The sequence below is a fragment of the Alphaproteobacteria bacterium endosymbiont of Tiliacea citrago genome (assembly GCF_964031065.1).
In the GTDB taxonomy this organism is placed as follows: Bacteria; Pseudomonadota; Alphaproteobacteria; order CAJXXZ01; family DAHXLG01.
In genome coordinates, this window is the sequence record NZ_OZ034995.1 from 325,170 (window position 1) to 341,556 (window position 16,387).

Here is a 16,387-nt window from a genome sequence, read left to right on the forward strand (position 1 = left end):
ATTTTTTTATTAATGAGAATAATTTTTCCTTTTAATAAAGATTTGGAAAAAATTTTTCAATTATTAAATTATAATTGCAAATTAGTTGGTGGATGTGTTCGTGATTTTATTTTATTTAATACTTTAGTTGATGATATTGATATTGCCACTCCTTTTTTACCTTTTGAAGTTAATGATTTGCTTAAATCGCATTTTTCTATTATTCCAACTGGGTTAAAACATGGTACTGTTACTATTGTTGGTGAAAAAAAATATGAAATAACCACTTTAAGAAAAGATGTTGAAACCGATGGGCGGCATGCTTTGGTTTCTTTTTCTGGTACTACTTATGAGGAAGATGCTGCTAGGCGAGATTTCACTATGAACGCTTTTTATTGTGATTATTCTGGTGAAATTTTTGATTATTTTGATGGTCTTAAAGATTTGGATCATGGCATTGTTAAATTTATTGGTGACCCTGAAATGAGAATTAAGGAAGATTTTCTAAGAATTTTGAGATTTTTTAGATTTGCCGTTCGTTTTCGTAATGCTGATTCTTTTGGATTAGCTGCTTGTCTTAAATTGAAAGAAGGTTTGTTGACTATTTCTAAAGAACGAATTACTCAAGAGTGGTTTAAAATTATTAATGGCAAGTATTTTTCTGAATTTTTTAAAGATTTTCTTCCTATTATGGATATTCTTAATCTGAAAAGTTCGCGAAAAATTGATTTAATTGATATTTTCAATCTTTCAGATTTGGCTTTTACTAGTTTATTTTTGAATGAAAAAAGTTTGATTTGTTTATCTAATTCTCAGAAAAAATATATTAATTTATTAAAAGGTGTTTCTTTAAAAAATCAAACTGATGCTAACATTATTTTTAATAAATTTGGAGAAAAACTTTTAAATGATAAAATGATTTTAGAAAATGTTTTTTTTGAAAAGATTAAAATAGACTGTGTTCCTATTTCTGGGCAAGATTTGATTGATTTTGGATATATGGGTAAGCAAATTGGTGATGCTTTGAAACAAATAGAGTTTTTTTGGTATCAGAATTTTGGAAAGTTATCTAAAACTGAGTTGTTAAATTTTTATAAGGATAATTATGCAAAATAAATTTTCTTTGATAAAAGATAAAATTAAACTTTTAGATTATATAAGTAAATTTGTTAAATTAAAAAGTGTTGGAGATGGAAAGTTTGTTGGCCTTTGTCCTTTTCATCATGAAAAAACAGCCTCTTTTCATGTTAATTCTGATAATAATTTATTTCATTGTTTTGGATGCGGTCGAGGAGGAGATTTAATTTCTTTTTATTCAGAATATAATCACTGTGATACTAAAAAAGCCTTTAATGATTTGTGTGAAATTGTTGGTGTTGAGATTAAACAAAAAAATGTATCTAATTCTTTAAATAAATTATTAGATTTTTTTTCTATTAATAATGAAGCTATTGATTTTTTGAAAGATAGGGGGGTTAACTTAGAATTTGTTGAGAAATTTCATCTTGGTTGGTGTCCTTCTTTTCAGTTGGTTCAAGAATTTTTAAATCGGTATAAATTAAATTTTTCCAAATTTGGTTTTAAATCTGTTTTTTTTAAAGTTTTTCAAAACAGGGTCACTTTTCCAATTTTTGATGATTATGGTAATTTAGTAAGTTTTGGTGGAAGGTGTTTAGATTCAAGGGATAGTAAATATATTAATGGTGCTGATTCTTTTGTTTTTCACAAAAAAGAAATTTTATATGGTTTAAATTTTATTAAAAAAAAAGATGTTATTTATTTAGTTGAAGGGTATTTAGATGCTATATTAATGCAGCAGAATGGATTTTCTGCTGTTGCTTGTATGGGAACGGCGGTTTCAAAAGAGCATATAGAAAAGCTTTGGAAGCATACTGATAAAATTATTATTTGTTTAGATGGTGATCAGGCTGGAAGAAAAGCCTCTCATAAAGTTGCTTTACTTGCTTTAAAATTAATTAGGACTGGTAAAGAAATTGATTTTATTTTATTGGATTCAAATCAAGATCCTGCTAGTTACTTATTAAACAATAAAGATTTGAGTGATTTAAAAACCTATCCTCTTTTTGAATTTTTTTTAATTTTAGAAAAAATCCCTGAAAATCCAGATAAAAAAGCTTTGTTTTTTAAAAATTTATTTGATTTGTTAGGCTCTATGTGTGATCCTTTTTTAAAAATTGAATATAAAAAAAGTTGGAATCAATTTAGGTGGAGTAAAAAAAAATTTCAAAATGTTGAAAAATTAAAAAATTATGAGACAAAAACTCTTTTTTTATTACTTTTTAAGTTGATTTTGGGGTATAATGAACTGTTGGATCAAGTTGCAGAGGATTTTTTAAAATTAAACATGGATAATAGCTTAAAAAAAGAGCTTTTGCTTTTATTAAATGGAAGTTCTTTGTCTTGTTCTTTTTTGGATGAGGTTGCTAAAATTAATTTTGGTCTTGATGGGTTGAGTTTTGACACTGCTCTTGAAGAGTGGTATAAAATATTTAATCATATTCAAAATGTTTCTAATAAAGAGCGAGAAACAAGATTTTTGAAAAATTTTACTGAAGAGGAATGGGATTTGTATAAACAATGGTTGAGTCAGAGGGACTATAATGAATAAAAAAAATGATGTTTTGTTGAATTTGGATCATATTGATTATAATTTTAATGAGGAGCTTAAAACTCTGATTACTCATTTATTTAATGATACTTTTAAAAAAAAAGGGGTTATAAATGTTTCTGAAATTCGTGAAATAGTTGAAGAAGGAGATTTTGATCTTGGATATGTTGATATTATTGCTGATTTTTTTATTAGTAATGATATTAATATTGTGGATGATGAATCTAAAGACGAGGATGATGATATCGAGGATAAATCTAAAGAATTTGCTTCCGAGGATGATGAGTCTGTAGATTTTGAAGAAGAGGTTGTTGAAGAGGAAGAGGATCCTGAAAAATCAAATCTAGTTTTTACTGATAATGCTAGAATAGAGGATCCTGTAAGGTTGTATTTAAAAGAAATGGGCTCTATTCCTTTGCTGTCAAGAGAAGAGGAGGTTTCTTTTGCTAATGATATTGTGAATGGTAAAAACGGAATGTTATCTTGCATGGTTAATTTCCCTTTTGTTATTGACCATATTTTAACATTGTTAAATTTTGTTTTAATGAAGGAGGAGGCTTCTAATCCTGTTGAAGAAGAAATTATTCATCAATTAGCTGAAGATTCTGAGGTGTTTTTAGAAGAAGCTGAAGAGGATGAAGTTGTTCTTGATGGTTTAGAAGATGCAAAAAAAATTTATGGATTATGTATTTCACTAAAAGAAGAAAAAGATTCTGAAAAAATAAGTAACATTAAATTAGATTTGATTGAAGCTTTGAAAAACTTAGATTACACTTTTTTAAATCAACTTGTTGCAAACATTAAAGATATTTCCGTCTTATTAAATAATTTTGATGTTAAGTTGATGGGATATGCGTTAAAACTAGGATATTCTAAAGAGACTTTTTTTAAAATTTTGAAGGGAAAGTTTGAATTTGGTGGTTTTTTTGAAGAGGGGAGTGATGATTGGTCTGATTTTATTAAAAAATTAAATGAAGCTATGCTTTTGGATATTAAAATTTTTGTTCAATCTTTTGAATCAAAAGTTTCTATGGCTATTTATGATTTTAAAAAACTATATTTGCAATTTAATGAAAACGCTGAAAAAGTTGCAAATGCAAAAAAAAGCATGGTTGAGTCTAATTTACGATTAGTTGTTTCTTCTGCTAAAAAACACACGAATAAAGGTTTAGATTTCCTTGATTTAATTCAAGAAGGAAATATTGGTTTAATGAAAGCGGTTGAAAAATTTGATGCTGAAAGAGGTTTCAAGTTTTCTACTTATGCAACTTGGTGGATTAGACAGTCTATTTCTAGGGCTATTGCTGACCAAGCTAGAACAATTAGAATTCCTGTTCATATGATTGAAACTTTCAATAAAATTTCTAGATTATCTAGACAGTTTGTAAATGTTCATGGACGAGAACCTACTGATGAAGAATTGGCTAAGAAGTTAGATATGTCTTTAGATAAAATTAAAAAAGTTTTGAGAATTGCTAAAGATCCTGTTAGCATGAATGCTCCTATTAATCATGATGATGAAGAAAGTAGTTTAAGTGATGTTCTTGAAGATAAATCTGTAATGTCTACTTTTGATGCGGCTTTAACTTCTGCTTTGCAAGAGGAAATTTCAAAGGCTTTATCTACTTTGAGCACAAGAGAAGATAGGCTTATTAGAATGAGGTTTGGAATTGGCACAAAAACAGAACACACTTTGGAGCAAGTTGGAAACAAGTTTAAAGTGACTCGTGAAAGAATTAGGCAGCTAGAATCTAAATTGTTGAGGCGGTTAAGTTTACCTGGAAGAAGTAAAAAGTTAAGAGATTTTTTAAAGTAATTTAATTTAAAAAGATGTTTAGGTTTGTTTTCTAATCTTTTTTAATATTTTCTAGTTTAGTCTCAGGTTCAAAAGTTTTAATATATTAATGGTTCAGCTGAGCAATAAAAACCTATTTGTGCTGCCATATCAAACCTTGTTTGAAAAAAAATTGATGTTTGTTTATTAATATAAAATTTCATTTTATCATTTTTTTTATGATTATTTGTGATTATCAGCCAAGCTATTATGTTCTGCACTTTATATTGTTCATCTTTATTATCTATATTTCTTGCCACCCATTGATCAAGCTCTTTTTGGGTCTTAAAATTTTTTGGCTGTTGTGTTAAAACAAAAAAATAATCATTTTCTTCTATTACTGATATATTTTTTTCATCAAAAATTTCAAGTTGATTTTCTTGTGAGTAATAATCATGATATAAAATATTTTCATGTTGCTTATATAATCTTAAAAAAGATTTTTCTTTTTCTTTTGGGTAATATGATAATGGTGTTTGAATCGGGATGTTGGTGTCTGTTAATAACGGATTTACAACATATAAAAAAGCCCTATTATTTGCATCATATAAATAGGTTTTAGATATTCCCAATGTTTTATATGGAACATATCCTTGATAAAGAGTTATTGATGAATTACCATCTTCGTTTTTGGATGCATATGGTAATTTACCGTTTTTCAAAAGATAATTTTGCATCGCTATTCTTATATGGTGATATTTTGTTTCATTTATATCTTTTTTGTTCATTTTTGAAATAAGAGTATGTAAAATTGTTAAACTGGTTAGCATTAAACCCATTATAGATAGGCTTAATGTTAACTCTAGTAATGAGAATGCGTTTATTTTTTTCATATAGATATTTCTAATATATAAGCTTTTTCTTTTTTATCATCAGGATATGTGTTTAAATTAGAGCCTAGTTTAATTTTTATTGAGCCATAGTCCTCTTCTAAAGTTCCATCAATTTCTTGTTTGATTTTTTGAGCAGTTTCTAAATTTAAAATTCCTTTTTTATCTTTGTTTGCTGCTAAATATACAATTGATAAATCTTCGAAGAAAAAGATTCCTCCTACAGCGGGTTTTTGTTCTTTTTTAGAAATTTGGTTTGCTTGTATTAGTTGGTTCCATATTTCATCGTTTTTTGCATCAATTGTTAAATCGTTTTTATCTATGTTTTTTAGTAAGGTTATCTGATTAATTGTTTTTTGAACTTTTGCTAAATTCATCAATTTATTTCCTTGAGAAATAGATATCATTAAAATTCCCATAATTGATAAAACAATCATTAATTCTAAAAGTGAGAATGCTTTTAATTTTTTCATACTAAATTAATAAATACAAGTTACTAGAAAAAAAAACAATAAGCTTATAAAAATTAAGTGCTTGATTTTGTTGTTGTTGTGAAATTATAAGAAGAAGAAACATTTCCTTCATTTCCACCTTCTGTGTTTGTTGAAGTTGTTGTTCTTGTGAAGCTTGAATATCTGAAGCTTACAGCCAAGATATCACCATGTACAATAAGATTTGTTGTGTAACTTGTTGTAAATGTATTGGTTTCTAAAACAGTAGGACTTTCTGCGTTTATAGTTTGAATTCTTACTATAACAATGTCTACACAATTATTTTGATGAAAAACATTGTTAAAATCTGCATTTAAAAAGGAAGCGTTTATAACAATATCCAAGGTTCCTGCGTTTAACCCTCCATCTGGCTTTACAGGTTCTGAGGCTGCTTTTTGAATGCCTCTTCCCATTTTTGTTCTAAACTCTTCCAAATGACAGTAATCTGTGAAATTTGGAATTTTACTGCTTGTGATTGTTGTACCTGTTGAGTTTGTATCTGAACCACTGGATTGCGCAATTTTTATTAAAAAATTTGGCGTAATGACAGCAGAATTCTTTTCACCTTCGTGTAGTTCATCAAGATATTTGCTATATATTGACATAAAAATCCCCCTAATGTTTTTAATCTTATTATGCAAATGGTAGATCATAAAAACAAACAAGTCAATACAAAAGGTGAACAAACAGTTAATTTTATATTAAGCAAATAAGTTCAAAAGAAGAAATATGGTTTATTCACTTATTTTTTTTTGCTGTTCTTTTTCTTTGCTTTTTTCTTCTTTTTTGGTGGAGCGGCTTTTTTGACTGGAGTTCCTTGATCGGATTTTATGGTCATAAAGTTATGCTGAGCAGCATGCATACCTCTAGCACTTCCATTTTTTTTGATTTCAGGTGTTTTTCTTTCAACAGCAGAATATCTAAAGCTTATTGCTAAAACATCACCCTTTGTTATCATGCTTGTTATATAACATTGTGTGAACGTATATGATTCTAATGTTTGTGGTGTATCTGTGTTTATTCTTCCTATTCTTACTATTGAAACAGTCTTTATTGGGTGATTTTGATAAAAATATAGATGTGCATCAGCGTTTACAGATGATGATGGTACTATAACTTTTAAGTCATATCCAATTAATCCACCGTTTGGTTTCATAACATCTTTCACGATAGAAGATTCAACCCCTCTGTTCATTGCAAATTCATGATCAATGATTTGACAATAATTTTTAAATCCTTCGATTTTACTTTTTGTTAACTTTGAAATTCCCATTAGCCAATTTGGATCATTTACTCCCGAGGGCACGTTTGATGCATCGTTAGCTACAGATAATTTGTCAAAAAGTTGTTTATAAGGCGCGTTCATGATTTAGTTTTTCCTTTCTTCCTTTCTTCTCTTATAGCTTTGCTACCAATCTGAGGGAAACAGCTAGTTCTTCCAATTGAAAATGTGGTTTTAGCAAAATAATTGCTTTATAGCTACCAGGATCATCTGGAGAATCTACAACCGTTATTTTTGCCAATCGTAAAGGATATCTAGATTTTACTTCTTGAGTTCCCATATCTGATAACAAGACATATTGGGCAATCCAGTTTTGCAAGTAAACTTGTACTTCTGCAGCTGTTAAGAACGAACCAATTTTAGCTCGCATTAACATTTTTATATAATGAGCAAATCGAGACGCATTCAAAAGATAAGGTAATCTTGTGGATATAACTGCATTTGCTGAAGCATCAGGCGTATTATATCTTTTTGCTTTTTGTGAAGTTTGTCCGCTGAAGAACACAGCATGATCATTACCTTTTGAGTGACAAAGAGAAATAAATCCTAAGTTACTTAATTCTTTTTCTCTTCTATCTGTAATAGAAACTTGGCAAGGACACTTCAATTCAACGTCTCCACCATCTGTTTCATAGGTAAAGGTTGGAAGACTTTCAACTTTTCCACCACCTTCTTCACCTCTAATAGCAGTTGTCCAGCTAAATTCAGCGTATGCAGTTGTAATTTTCAAAGCTAAATCATATGCAGGATTTCCCCAACAAAACAAACTGTTGTTTGTTCCTTCAACATCTTCTTCATAATTGAATGATTCACAAGGATTTTCTTCTGGATCATAAGGAGATCTCATTAAAACAGTAGGTAATACCAAGCTTACATATCTTGAATCTTCTGTTTGTCTAAAACTATTCCATGCAGCTAATTCTGAGCTTTCAAAGATAGAAGCTAAGTCTCTTGGAACCCCTAAATCAGCAAATGATTCAATGTCAAACATATTTGGATTAACTCCGCCAATGAAAGGAGCGTGTGATGCAGCTGCAAGAGTGGAAATTGCTCTTAATAATTCAATATCATATTTAGATCGACCAAATGCGAAATCTCCAACTAAACAGGAGTATGGAGTTCCACCTAATGTTCCATATTCATCTTCATATACTTTTTTAAATAATGCGCTTTGATCAAACTCTACAGCCCTCATTAAATCATTATAAAGCTCTTTTTTTGTGATTGGTAACAATCTTAATTTCAAATGAGTACCAGTTTCTGTATTGAATACTAATTTTTGCAATCCTCTCCAAGATGCTTCCAATTTTTGAAAAACAGGATTATGAATTATAGCATCCATTTGGGCAGAAATTTGAGCATCAATATTAGCAACCAATCCAATTAAGAAAGAGTATGGATCAGTTGTTATAGCATTGTTTTCATCAATTGTTTTAAACGCTTCGTTTAATTCAACAAATAAATTCAAAATAAAACTAGAATCAACTTCAGGTTTAATTAATTTTATTTCGTTTAACCATTTTGTGGTTGCTTCCATTTTTTTTGTTTCAATATCAAGGGATAAAGCTTTTCTTTCCTCTTTATTGGTCATCCAAACTTGAATTTTATCATTTAATGGATCATTACTATCTAATTTTGAAGATAAATCCATTAAAGCGGTTCTTCTATCTAAAAGGTTTTTTAAAACAGGCACTTTAGAAGCGATGGAATCTGGAGTAAAATCATTAAAGCTTGAAAATTCTAATGGAACTCTAATTACTTTTACTTTTTTATCTATTACGCTATCTACTGAAATTGAGATCTTAGGGTTTAATGAAGATATGACTGCATTAAAATTATCTCTATTAATTTCAATAAACTTACGTGTTTTAATATGTTCTAAGGCTTCTGCATTATCACCAACCACATCAGCTAAAATTCCAACGATAAAAGGAAGTTCTGCTTTTTCAATCGCATTACCTTTTTCTACGTCATAAGTGATTTTAACTCGTGGAGGTCTTATCCTCAGCAAGGCATGTTGCACGCTACTCATTTTTATATTTCTCCTTGGATGTTATTAAACAAAAAAATGATTTAGAAATTATTGAAAAAAACATTGTTTTTTTTTAACTTTAATAAAAATTTTATAGTGCAAATTAATTGCATTTTTTAATAAAAAATAACTTTGAATCGTTATTTATGGTTTCAAATTTATTTATAACTTTTTTAAAAACAGAAAATTTTCTGAATTTGAAATTTAGAAAATTATTTAATTTTTGGGGCAGCCCCAACTTCTTGAAATTTCTTTAATAACTCTTCAGCCTTAGTTTTCTCAAACTTTCCTAAAGAGTAAGGAGCAGCATCGGTTATAGCTTCTACTGCTTTTTTTGCATCCATTAAAGATAAATCAGGGTTAACTTCTCTAAGAGCTTTAATTGTTTTAATTTTTTCTCCCATAGCAGTTAAAAGAACCTCTTTTTCAGAATCTTCTTCTTCAGCAACAGCAGCTGGTCCAGCAACAGCAACAGTAGCTGCAGCCGCACTTACTCCCCAACGATCTTCACATTCTTTAACGAATTCAACCGTTTCTGCAATAGTTAATCCTTCTAACCCTTTAATTATATCATCGATTTTATTAGAAACACTCATTTTTTAATTTCCTTCTCTTAATTTTTCGCACCTTGCATTAACAACACGAAGAGCTTTTTTTGTTACTTCACTTATAACACTTAACACCTTGGATTGCAAGTTCTCTTTAGATCCGATGCTAGCTAACTCATAAACAAAGTTTAAATCATGGTTTTTGTTTTCACTAGAAGCAGCTTTAATTATTTTGACATCTTTAACGTCTTTTTCTAAAGTTGCCGCAATTTTACTAGCTTCGAAAAAATCATCCCCAAAAATAAATAAATTTTCAAGCTTAAGGTTTGATACAGCATCATTGTATGTGGTATTATCAAAAGCCTTTTGTGCTAACTTATTTTTAATTTTTATAACAGTGGTTTTTCCTGTAGAGGATCTTCTTGCTTGATCAATTTGTTCATAAGTTATTTTTTTATGAGACAAAACCAATCCACATAACTTATCCGAAAATTTTTCTTTTAGCTTTTGTGCTAATTCTTGTTTTTCTAGTTTTATCATTGCTTGTTATCCTTATTTTCATTTATTTCCAGTTGTAAACTAGGGCTCATAGTAGAAGATATAAATATTCTCTTTATATATGAATGTGGTTTAACAACTTGAGGTCTTGCAGCTATAATAGCATTTTTTAAAGCGATATAATTTTCATATAGTGCAATTCCTGAAAAAGATGCTTTTCCAATATTAGACTGAACTAAAGTAGCTTGAGATCTAAATGTCAGCTGTCCAGCTTTTTGTTCTTTAACAGCTTTAACTAAATCTTTTTCTTCAACGACAGTTCCAAGTTTTGGATTGGGCATTTTTCCCTTTAAAACTCTTCCTAGTCCCAACTTAGCTAAATCGGGCATAATTTCTTTTGATGCAATATAAACATCTGCATCAACTTTTTCTGATTTAATATCAGATATTAAGTCTTCAAAGCCAGCATAAGTAGCGCCGTTGTCAAGATAATCTTGAATGTTTGTTTTTGTGAAAACGCCAACTTTAACATCCTTACCAAGGCCATTAGGAACAACTTTTAAAACGCCCTTAATAACTTGATCCGTTTTTTTAGGATCAATACCCAATATAAAAACAACATCTATAGACTCGTGTTTTTTTACATTATTAACCAACAAATTAAAAGCTTCCAAAGGATTATAAATTTTTCTTTCAAATTTTTCATATAAATTTAAAAATCTTTTTCCATGTTTGTTTTGTAATTTCTTTGGTAATGTACAATTTTTTTTTAACTCAGCCATTTGACCTCTCTTCTATTATTGTTAATCCCATAGCTCGAGCAGATCCAGCAATAATTTTCATTGCGCTTTCAATGCTTCTTGCGCTTAATCCTTCTTGCATTTTAATTTCAGCTATAGCTTTTAAATCAGATTTTGTAATTGTTCCAGCAACTGATCTTCCAGCCTCCGAACCACCCTTAGCAATTTTTGCAGATTGCTTTAGATAGTGAGAGACGGGAGTACCTAGTAATACGAACGTAAAAGTTCTGTTAGTGTAAACAGAAACTCTTACTCTTACTGGAGTATTTTCTTCTAATTTTTTAGTGACTTCATTGAATTGCTTAGCAAATTCAGCTCCGCTTACCCCTTTTTGACCAAACGCAGGCCCAATTGGAGGACCAGGCGTAGCTTTTCTTGCGGGTAGGCATAAGCAAATATAGCCAGCAATTTCTTTTCCTTTTGTGGTTGCTTTACTCATAAAACCTCTTACTCATTATTTATACGCTTTATTGCTGAAAATGGCAACTCTATGAAAATAGGGTTACCTAGGATGTTAACAGAAACAGAAACCATTTCGCTTGCTTCTTCTATTTTTTCTATTTTTCCTTCAAAATCCATAAATGGGGCCTCTAATATTTTAACAATTTCTCCAACTTCAAGCTTAGATTCTAATTTTTCTTTTTCCTCTGCATCTTTAATTTTTAAATTGTTAACGGTTTCTTCGTCAACTTCAACAATTTTTAAATGTTGATCTCTCATTAAAGAGGCGTATTTTATTTTATCAAAAATTTTATCAATGGTTTCGTTTAATATCATTTTAACAAAAATATAATTAGCCATTATTGCTCTTCTACTTGTCGTTTTTTGTTGTGTTAAAGCTGGAATAAACATATCTGATAACAAATCTAAAGACTTATATTTTCCTAAATTTTCTTTAAATTCTATTTCAAATTTTGTTTCAACTCCAGTTGGGCATTTTACTATGTACCATTTTGCACTTTGATCCGACATCGTTTTATGCTATCATTTTTTTTTAAAGTTGTAAAATTTTTTGAAACTAACTTTTAATGTTGTGTAAAATTATTATAATTGTTGTTATACTATGAAAATTAATAATTCCTATAAAATAATTGGAGGAAAAGCAATAAGTGGAAGAATTCGCTTGTCTGGAGCGAAAAATTTCTCAATAAAAGCATTGGCAGCTTCTTTATTAGTTAGAGGAGAGTCTTTTTTTTCTAATCTTCCAAATAACCTTGATGTTCAAAAAACGTTAGAAATGTTGAAATCAATTGGTGTTCAGTGTGATTTTAATGTTGAGGCAAGAGAGTGTAGAGTAAACACAACGAACTTAAAAAACATTTTATCAGATTCCTCCAACACAAACATGACAACTTTTTTAATAGCATCTGCTTTATTAAAATATTTTGACTTCATATCTTTTCCTAAAATGAAGGGATGTAATTTAGGCGATAGATTAACTGATTTCCATGTTTTAGCTTTCAATAAATTTGGAATAAGTTTTTATGAGGAGAAAGATGTATATCATATAAAAAAAAACAAAAAAATGTTGGGATGTGAAATAGAGCTTCCTTATCCATCTGTTGGTGCAACTGAAACCTGTTTGTTTTTGGCTTCTATATCTAGTGGAACATCTATTATAAAAAACATTGCGATAGAACCAGAAATAAATGCATTAATAACTCTTTTGATAGAAATGGGAGTTGATGTGTTTTATGAATCAGATAGATCTGTTAGGGTGATTGGCGATGCTGTTTTTAATACAATTTCAAACGGTTTTATTCATGGTGATTATTTAGAGGCTGCAACTTGGGCTGTTTTAGCTTCAATCACAAATGGATACATAGAAGTCGAAGGGGTGATTCCAGAATTGATAGGTTCTTTTTTAGGAGCTTATTCTATGTTAGGAGGAGAGTACAAAAGAATTTCCAATGATTGTATCGCTTTTTTTAAAGGTAAAAATTTTAGAAAATCTGTGTTCTTAGAAACCGGTGTGTTCCCTATGTTGAGAACAGATCTCCAGCCTTTTTTAGCAGTTATGGCGGCTTTATCTAATGGAACAACAACAATAATACATGAAACAGTATACAACAATAGATTAGATTACATAGAAGATTTTAATAAATTTGGCTGTGATCTAGTTGGGTTTAATGAGTGTATAGGTAATAAATGCCGCTATTCATGCAATTATTTGCATTCTGTTGTAATAAAAGGAGTTAAAAATATACGTTCTGTAAAAGAAATAAAAGCAAAAACAGTAAGAAGCGGTATGGCAAATTTACTTTTAGCAACAGTAGCAAAAGGAGAAACAATAATATCTTCAATAGACATAGTAGAAAGAGGCTATTGCTCCCTTTTTGATAAATTAAAGTCGATTGGTGTTGAAATTGCTTAATGATTATTAAATATTGAAAAAATTTTTTAAAACACATTAAAAACGTTTGAAATGTTGAATGTAAAATCTTTAAAAGATTACATGACTGTGCAACATTCACGGACAATGCTTTTTTCTTGAAATTTTTTAGCATCTTCTCTTTGTTGTTTGTCAAAGGCACCAACTTCTTCTTGCATCTGTTTTTCAAATCTTCTTGTACATTCGCTTGTTGTTTCGCCTGTTTGCACGCTCAAAAGTGAGTTTGAGCAAAAGAGAGCTCCTACAATTAATAAATATTTTTTCATAATACATTTCCTTCTTGTAAAATTTTATCTTTTTATTTGTGTTAAGTCAACATAGAAAAATATGATTGTGCTAATTTTTATACATCAAAATTTTTTTAATAAAATCTTTTCGTGTTTTTGTAATTTCACGAATAATTTGTTGTTTTTTGCATATTATTTATTGAAAAATATTTTCGACCATCACGCTTGATAAAAATTTTTAAAAATTATAGTATTGTTTCGTTGGAGAGGTGGCTGAGTGGCTTAAAGCGCCGGTTTGCTAAACCGTTGTACGAAAATTAATTCGTACCGAGGGTTCGAATCCCTCTCTCTCCGCGTTTTAGAGGAATGATTTTATGGCGCTAATTACTGAAAATGGGCTGAATAAACTGAAAAAAGAATTAGCTAGTCTAGAAGAAGACGAACAAGTTACTTTGCAGGCGGTGTCTTTTGCAAGAAGTTTGGGTGATTTTAGCGAAAACGCTGAGCTTGATGCAGCTAGAAATGATTTAGAAAGAATTCAGGGTAAAATTGCCGAATTAAAATCTGAAATTACTTCTTCTGTTATTTTTGATGTTATGTCTATAAATCACGATATTATCGGCTTTAATGCAACGGTTACTCTTGAAGATGATAATGGCGAAAAATCTGTTTATACTTTAGTCCATAATTCTGAATCTGATGTTAGTAAAAATAAAATATCGTTTTACTCACCTTTAGGGCAGGCTATGGCTGGTAAAAGAGTCGGAGATTCCTTTTCTTTTACTCCTCCTGCTGGCGAAAAAACTTATGATGTTCTTGAAATTGATTATTCTAATTGTTTCTTAGAAAAAAAAGATTGATTTTTTATTTTTCTATTTAATTTTCTATATTATTTTTTTAAGGTTTAACTAAATTTTTGTTAAAAAGCGTGTTGAAAACAGTTAAAAAAGGCTTAAAAAACTATCAAAAAAGGTTAAAAAACGTTAAAAAATGATCTGTTTTTTATTAAAATTTTGATCAAAATAGAAATTGTTTATTGTTTTTTGCGTTGACAGATGTTTACTGTTTGTTGAATTTGCCTTAGTCTCGCGCTCAATTCAAAAATGAAAATTGTTTTGTTATAATTACCGTTAGAATTTGATTGTGCGATTATAATTTTTGTTATTTACAAATATGTTTTCTTGGTTTTTACTGGAAAATTAGGGGTTGATTTTTTGTGTATTAGGTATTGCTCGTTTTGTCTGCGTGGGATAAAATTGGGGCATGAAGAAAAAGATGCTTTTATTTGTAGTTTTGGCATATAGCTCCAGTTTGTTTTCTCCTACAAAGGATGCCGATGATCAGCAGGTGCAGTATGTTTATTATCATCCGCCCAAAGATCTTGTTAATGGCATTGATTATAGAACCGCATTGGCTAATGCTATGGATTTTAAAAGAGATTGTAAGTATATTTCTGGTAGTAGTGGTACTATGCGTATGTTCATGGTTGCACCTAATGGCTTAATTAGAGATTGTAACCAAAAAGAAAAAGATGTTCATAAGAATCAAGCAGATCTAAGCCAAATAAGAGGTGCGTTATGAAAAACATGAAATTTGTCTTTTTGTTTTTATGTTTTTTTTGTTTTGCTGGTCTCGAAGAAGAACTTCGAGCCCTACAAAAAAATGTTTTGAAATTTCAATCAGAACATTCGAATTTGCTTGCTCCTACAAAGGAAGAGCCTGTTTGGTATGATGTGCCTAAAGATATAGCGGACACTGTGAAATATAAGGAAGCAGCATTTTCGGCGCAAAAACAAAGAGGTGATGAGCCTTGTATTTTAAGCGTGTCTCCGCCTCGTTATATTGCTGTTGGAAAAGATGGTCGTGTGAGAGATTTGACTCTTGACGAAAAAGAAGGGCTTCAGTTTCGTATGGATATAAGTAAGATAAGGGGTGTGAAATGAAAAACTTAAAATTTATTTCTTTGTTTTTGTTCTTTTATTGTTTTTCAACTCTTGAGGAAGAGGTTAAAGCGTTACGAACAGAGGTAATATTTGCTAATAATAAATTTTTTAAAGCGAAATTAGATGCTAAAGATGATGCTGACAAAAATCAAGAACGAATGCAAAATCTTGCCAAGGAAAACACAGAGTTGCGTAGTGATTTTCGTGCATTTCGCGACAAGAGTTCTAAGTTATCTATGATTGCTTTGGGGTGTCATTGTTGCTTCTTTGATGGTTGCTTTTGTGTTTTTCAAGCTTAATAATCACTTGTTTAGTGCTTAAAGAAAACAACAAACAAATTAATTAATTTACTTATTTTTTATTTATTTTTATTTTATATTTTAAAAATCTTGATTTTTCGAGGTTTTTTATAAAGAAATATAAAACCTCAAGCACTTCAAATGAAGAGCTTTCGATACGAATAATAAAAGGATGTTTTTTATTTTTGCTCATAGCAAAGCTGTTCTGCTATGATGTTATGATTATATGCGGCAATTATTAATTTTTTATTAAATTGCTTCGAGGGGTATTCTTTGATATAATTTTTTTGGATTCTTTTTTGAATCGAATTTTTAAGGAGATTTTTTATGGGTATTAGGCCTTTGACAGGTAGAATTTTAATCAAGAAAATTAAGACAGAAAAGGTTGGCGGTCTTTTTATCGCTGAGGCTACTAAAGATAAATCTTCTCGTGGTGAAGTTTTAGCTATTGGTGAATTTGAAAAAGACAAGTCTTTTAGCGTTAAAGTTGGAGATATTGCTGTTTTTCCTAGTTGGAGTGGTACTATTGTTTCTGCACCGGCTAGTGAAGATGAATTGATTATTATTAAAGCTGAAGAAATTTTAGGAGTGGAGGAATAAATT

General features: G+C 29.7%; 20 protein-coding genes, 1 tRNA gene and 1 pseudogene. 10 read left to right on the forward strand and 12 right to left on the reverse strand.

Features of this window, described 5'->3' with window-relative positions:
- Nucleotides 1–12: 12 nt before the first annotated feature.
- Genes AAHM83_RS01720 through AAHM83_RS01730 form a run of 3 tightly spaced genes read left to right on the forward strand, consistent with a single transcriptional unit; the run spans nt 13 to nt 4,424 of the window.
- Entirely contained in the window at nt 13–1,095 is a 1,083-nt protein-coding gene (locus AAHM83_RS01720) for a hypothetical protein (RefSeq protein WP_342261773.1), read from the forward strand.
- Nucleotides 1,085–2,608 (forward strand): DNA primase, encoded by a 1,524-nt coding sequence (gene dnaG, locus AAHM83_RS01725; RefSeq protein WP_342261774.1) that lies wholly within the window; start codon nt 1,085–1,087, stop codon nt 2,606–2,608. The genes AAHM83_RS01720 and dnaG overlap by 11 nt, the downstream gene beginning before the upstream one ends.
- The gene (locus AAHM83_RS01730) at nt 2,601–4,424 is read left to right on the forward strand and encodes a sigma-70 family RNA polymerase sigma factor (RefSeq protein WP_342261775.1); all 1,824 of its coding nucleotides are present in this window, start codon (nt 2,601–2,603) and stop codon (nt 4,422–4,424) included. Before dnaG ends, AAHM83_RS01730 begins: the two co-directional genes overlap by 8 nt.
- Nucleotides 4,425–4,501: 77 nt before the next feature.
- Here AAHM83_RS01730 and AAHM83_RS01735 read toward each other — a convergent pair whose 3' ends face one another.
- The 11 genes and pseudogenes from AAHM83_RS01735 to nusG all read right to left on the reverse strand — a co-directional run bounded on the left by AAHM83_RS01735 (nt 4,502) and on the right by nusG (nt 11,895).
- Entirely contained in the window at nt 4,502–5,275 is a 774-nt protein-coding gene (locus tag AAHM83_RS01735) for a hypothetical protein (protein ID WP_342261776.1), read from the reverse strand.
- On the reverse strand, nt 5,272–5,745 hold the full coding sequence (locus AAHM83_RS01740; protein ID WP_342261777.1) for a prepilin-type N-terminal cleavage/methylation domain-containing protein: 474 nt from the start codon (nt 5,743–5,745) through the stop codon (nt 5,272–5,274). Before AAHM83_RS01740 ends, AAHM83_RS01735 begins: the two co-directional genes overlap by 4 nt.
- Nucleotides 5,746–5,798: 53 nt before the next feature.
- Nucleotides 5,799–6,368: a hypothetical protein gene (locus AAHM83_RS01745; RefSeq protein ID WP_342261778.1), complete on the reverse strand. Its 570-nt coding sequence runs from the start codon at nt 6,366–6,368 to the stop codon at nt 5,799–5,801.
- Nucleotides 6,369–6,505: 137 nt separating this feature from the next.
- Nucleotides 6,506–7,129: a hypothetical protein gene (locus AAHM83_RS01750; RefSeq protein ID WP_342261779.1), complete on the reverse strand. Its 624-nt coding sequence runs from the start codon at nt 7,127–7,129 to the stop codon at nt 6,506–6,508.
- A 31-nt stretch (nt 7,130–7,160) separates the two neighbouring features.
- Nucleotides 7,161–8,636 carry a type VI secretion system contractile sheath large subunit gene (tssC, locus tag AAHM83_RS01755; protein ID WP_425286487.1) on the reverse strand — a complete coding sequence of 492 codons (1,476 nt, stop codon included), beginning with the start codon at nt 8,634–8,636 and terminating at the stop codon, nt 7,161–7,163.
- A gap of 15 nt (nt 8,637–8,651) precedes the next feature.
- Nucleotides 8,652–9,077 (reverse strand): annotated as a pseudogene (gene tssB, locus AAHM83_RS02860) (type VI secretion system contractile sheath small subunit); the annotation flags it as partial.
- A 212-nt stretch (nt 9,078–9,289) separates the two neighbouring features.
- Complete coding sequence (locus AAHM83_RS01760) at nt 9,290–9,673, reverse strand: ribosomal protein L7/L12 (RefSeq protein ID WP_342261781.1); 384 nt, start codon at nt 9,671–9,673, stop codon at nt 9,290–9,292.
- Between the two features lie 3 nt (nt 9,674–9,676).
- A complete protein-coding gene (gene rplJ, locus AAHM83_RS01765) occupies nt 9,677–10,165 on the reverse strand; it encodes a 50S ribosomal protein L10 (RefSeq protein ID WP_342261782.1) in 489 nt (162 codons plus the stop codon).
- Nucleotides 10,162–10,905 (reverse strand): 50S ribosomal protein L1, encoded by a 744-nt coding sequence (locus AAHM83_RS01770; protein WP_342261783.1) that lies wholly within the window; start codon nt 10,903–10,905, stop codon nt 10,162–10,164. Before AAHM83_RS01770 ends, rplJ begins: the two co-directional genes overlap by 4 nt.
- Nucleotides 10,898–11,362, reverse strand: coding sequence for a 50S ribosomal protein L11 (gene rplK / locus AAHM83_RS01775; protein WP_342261784.1), 465 nt, complete (start codon nt 11,360–11,362; stop codon nt 10,898–10,900). Before rplK ends, AAHM83_RS01770 begins: the two co-directional genes overlap by 8 nt.
- Nucleotides 11,363–11,370: 8 nt before the next feature.
- Nucleotides 11,371–11,895 (reverse strand): transcription termination/antitermination protein NusG, encoded by a 525-nt coding sequence (nusG, locus tag AAHM83_RS01780; protein ID WP_342261785.1) that lies wholly within the window; start codon nt 11,893–11,895, stop codon nt 11,371–11,373.
- A gap of 91 nt (nt 11,896–11,986) precedes the next feature.
- Between nusG and AAHM83_RS01785 the strand changes: the two genes are divergently transcribed.
- Nucleotides 11,987–13,297 (forward strand): UDP-N-acetylglucosamine 1-carboxyvinyltransferase, encoded by a 1,311-nt coding sequence (locus AAHM83_RS01785; RefSeq protein ID WP_342261786.1) that lies wholly within the window; start codon nt 11,987–11,989, stop codon nt 13,295–13,297.
- Between the two features lie 77 nt (nt 13,298–13,374).
- On the opposite strand, the gene AAHM83_RS01790 is transcribed toward AAHM83_RS01785, so the two are convergent.
- Nucleotides 13,375–13,581, reverse strand: a complete 207-nt coding sequence (locus AAHM83_RS01790) for a hypothetical protein (RefSeq protein ID WP_342261787.1) — start codon at nt 13,579–13,581, stop codon at nt 13,375–13,377.
- A 224-nt stretch (nt 13,582–13,805) separates the two neighbouring features.
- On the opposite strand from AAHM83_RS01790, the gene AAHM83_RS01795 reads away from it, so the two are divergent.
- The 6 genes from AAHM83_RS01795 to AAHM83_RS01820 all read left to right on the forward strand — a co-directional run bounded on the left by AAHM83_RS01795 (nt 13,806) and on the right by AAHM83_RS01820 (nt 16,384).
- A tRNA-Ser gene (locus tag AAHM83_RS01795) sits at nt 13,806–13,896 on the forward strand.
- 20 nt (nt 13,897–13,916) lie between these two features.
- Nucleotides 13,917–14,402, forward strand: coding sequence for a transcription elongation factor GreA (locus AAHM83_RS01800; protein ID WP_342261788.1), 486 nt, complete (start codon nt 13,917–13,919; stop codon nt 14,400–14,402).
- Nucleotides 14,403–14,805: 403 nt separating this feature from the next.
- Entirely contained in the window at nt 14,806–15,123 is a 318-nt protein-coding gene (locus tag AAHM83_RS01805; protein ID WP_342261789.1) for a hypothetical protein, read from the forward strand.
- Nucleotides 15,120–15,485, forward strand: coding sequence for a hypothetical protein (locus AAHM83_RS01810; protein ID WP_342261790.1), 366 nt, complete (start codon nt 15,120–15,122; stop codon nt 15,483–15,485). The genes AAHM83_RS01805 and AAHM83_RS01810 overlap by 4 nt, the downstream gene beginning before the upstream one ends.
- Nucleotides 15,482–15,784 carry a hypothetical protein gene (locus AAHM83_RS01815; protein WP_342261791.1) on the forward strand — a complete coding sequence of 101 codons (303 nt, stop codon included), beginning with the start codon at nt 15,482–15,484 and terminating at the stop codon, nt 15,782–15,784. The genes AAHM83_RS01810 and AAHM83_RS01815 overlap by 4 nt, the downstream gene beginning before the upstream one ends.
- A gap of 327 nt (nt 15,785–16,111) precedes the next feature.
- Nucleotides 16,112–16,384 carry a co-chaperone GroES gene (locus AAHM83_RS01820; protein WP_342261792.1) on the forward strand — a complete coding sequence of 91 codons (273 nt, stop codon included), beginning with the start codon at nt 16,112–16,114 and terminating at the stop codon, nt 16,382–16,384.
- Nucleotides 16,385–16,387: the final 3 nt, after the last annotated feature.

Excerpts from the sequence above, each read along its gene's own strand:
- rplK (WP_342261784.1), bottom strand. The coding sequence starts at position 11,362 with ATGAGTAAAGCAACCACAAAAGGAAAAGAAATTGCTGGCTATATTTGC.
- AAHM83_RS01740 (WP_342261777.1), bottom strand. The coding sequence starts at position 5,745 with ATGAAAAAATTAAAAGCATTCTCACTTTTAGAATTAATGATTGTTTTA.
- AAHM83_RS01745 (WP_342261778.1), bottom strand. The coding sequence starts at position 6,368 with ATGTCAATATATAGCAAATATCTTGATGAACTACACGAAGGTGAAAAG.
- AAHM83_RS01805 (WP_342261789.1), top strand. The coding sequence starts at position 14,806 with ATGAAGAAAAAGATGCTTTTATTTGTAGTTTTGGCATATAGCTCCAGT.
- AAHM83_RS01790 (WP_342261787.1), bottom strand. The coding sequence starts at position 13,581 with ATGAAAAAATATTTATTAATTGTAGGAGCTCTCTTTTGCTCAAACTCA.
- tssC (WP_425286487.1), bottom strand. The coding sequence starts at position 8,636 with ATGACCAATAAAGAGGAAAGAAAAGCTTTATCCCTTGATATTGAAACA.
- AAHM83_RS01810 (WP_342261790.1), top strand. The coding sequence starts at position 15,120 with ATGAAAAACATGAAATTTGTCTTTTTGTTTTTATGTTTTTTTTGTTTT.
- dnaG (WP_342261774.1), top strand. The coding sequence starts at position 1,085 with ATGCAAAATAAATTTTCTTTGATAAAAGATAAAATTAAACTTTTAGAT.
- AAHM83_RS01750 (WP_342261779.1), bottom strand. The coding sequence starts at position 7,129 with ATGAACGCGCCTTATAAACAACTTTTTGACAAATTATCTGTAGCTAAC.
- AAHM83_RS01800 (WP_342261788.1), top strand. The coding sequence starts at position 13,917 with ATGGCGCTAATTACTGAAAATGGGCTGAATAAACTGAAAAAAGAATTA.
- AAHM83_RS01760 (WP_342261781.1), bottom strand. The coding sequence starts at position 9,673 with ATGAGTGTTTCTAATAAAATCGATGATATAATTAAAGGGTTAGAAGGA.
- AAHM83_RS01735 (WP_342261776.1), bottom strand. The coding sequence starts at position 5,275 with ATGAAAAAAATAAACGCATTCTCATTACTAGAGTTAACATTAAGCCTA.
- AAHM83_RS01785 (WP_342261786.1), top strand. The coding sequence starts at position 11,987 with ATGAAAATTAATAATTCCTATAAAATAATTGGAGGAAAAGCAATAAGT.
- rplJ (WP_342261782.1), bottom strand. The coding sequence starts at position 10,165 with ATGATAAAACTAGAAAAACAAGAATTAGCACAAAAGCTAAAAGAAAAA.
- AAHM83_RS01820 (WP_342261792.1), top strand. The coding sequence starts at position 16,112 with ATGGGTATTAGGCCTTTGACAGGTAGAATTTTAATCAAGAAAATTAAG.
- AAHM83_RS01770 (WP_342261783.1), bottom strand. The coding sequence starts at position 10,905 with ATGGCTGAGTTAAAAAAAAATTGTACATTACCAAAGAAATTACAAAAC.
- nusG (WP_342261785.1), bottom strand. The coding sequence starts at position 11,895 with ATGTCGGATCAAAGTGCAAAATGGTACATAGTAAAATGCCCAACTGGA.
- AAHM83_RS01720 (WP_342261773.1), top strand. The coding sequence starts at position 13 with ATGAGAATAATTTTTCCTTTTAATAAAGATTTGGAAAAAATTTTTCAA.
- AAHM83_RS01730 (WP_342261775.1), top strand. The coding sequence starts at position 2,601 with ATGAATAAAAAAAATGATGTTTTGTTGAATTTGGATCATATTGATTAT.
- AAHM83_RS01815 (WP_342261791.1), top strand. The coding sequence starts at position 15,482 with ATGAAAAACTTAAAATTTATTTCTTTGTTTTTGTTCTTTTATTGTTTT.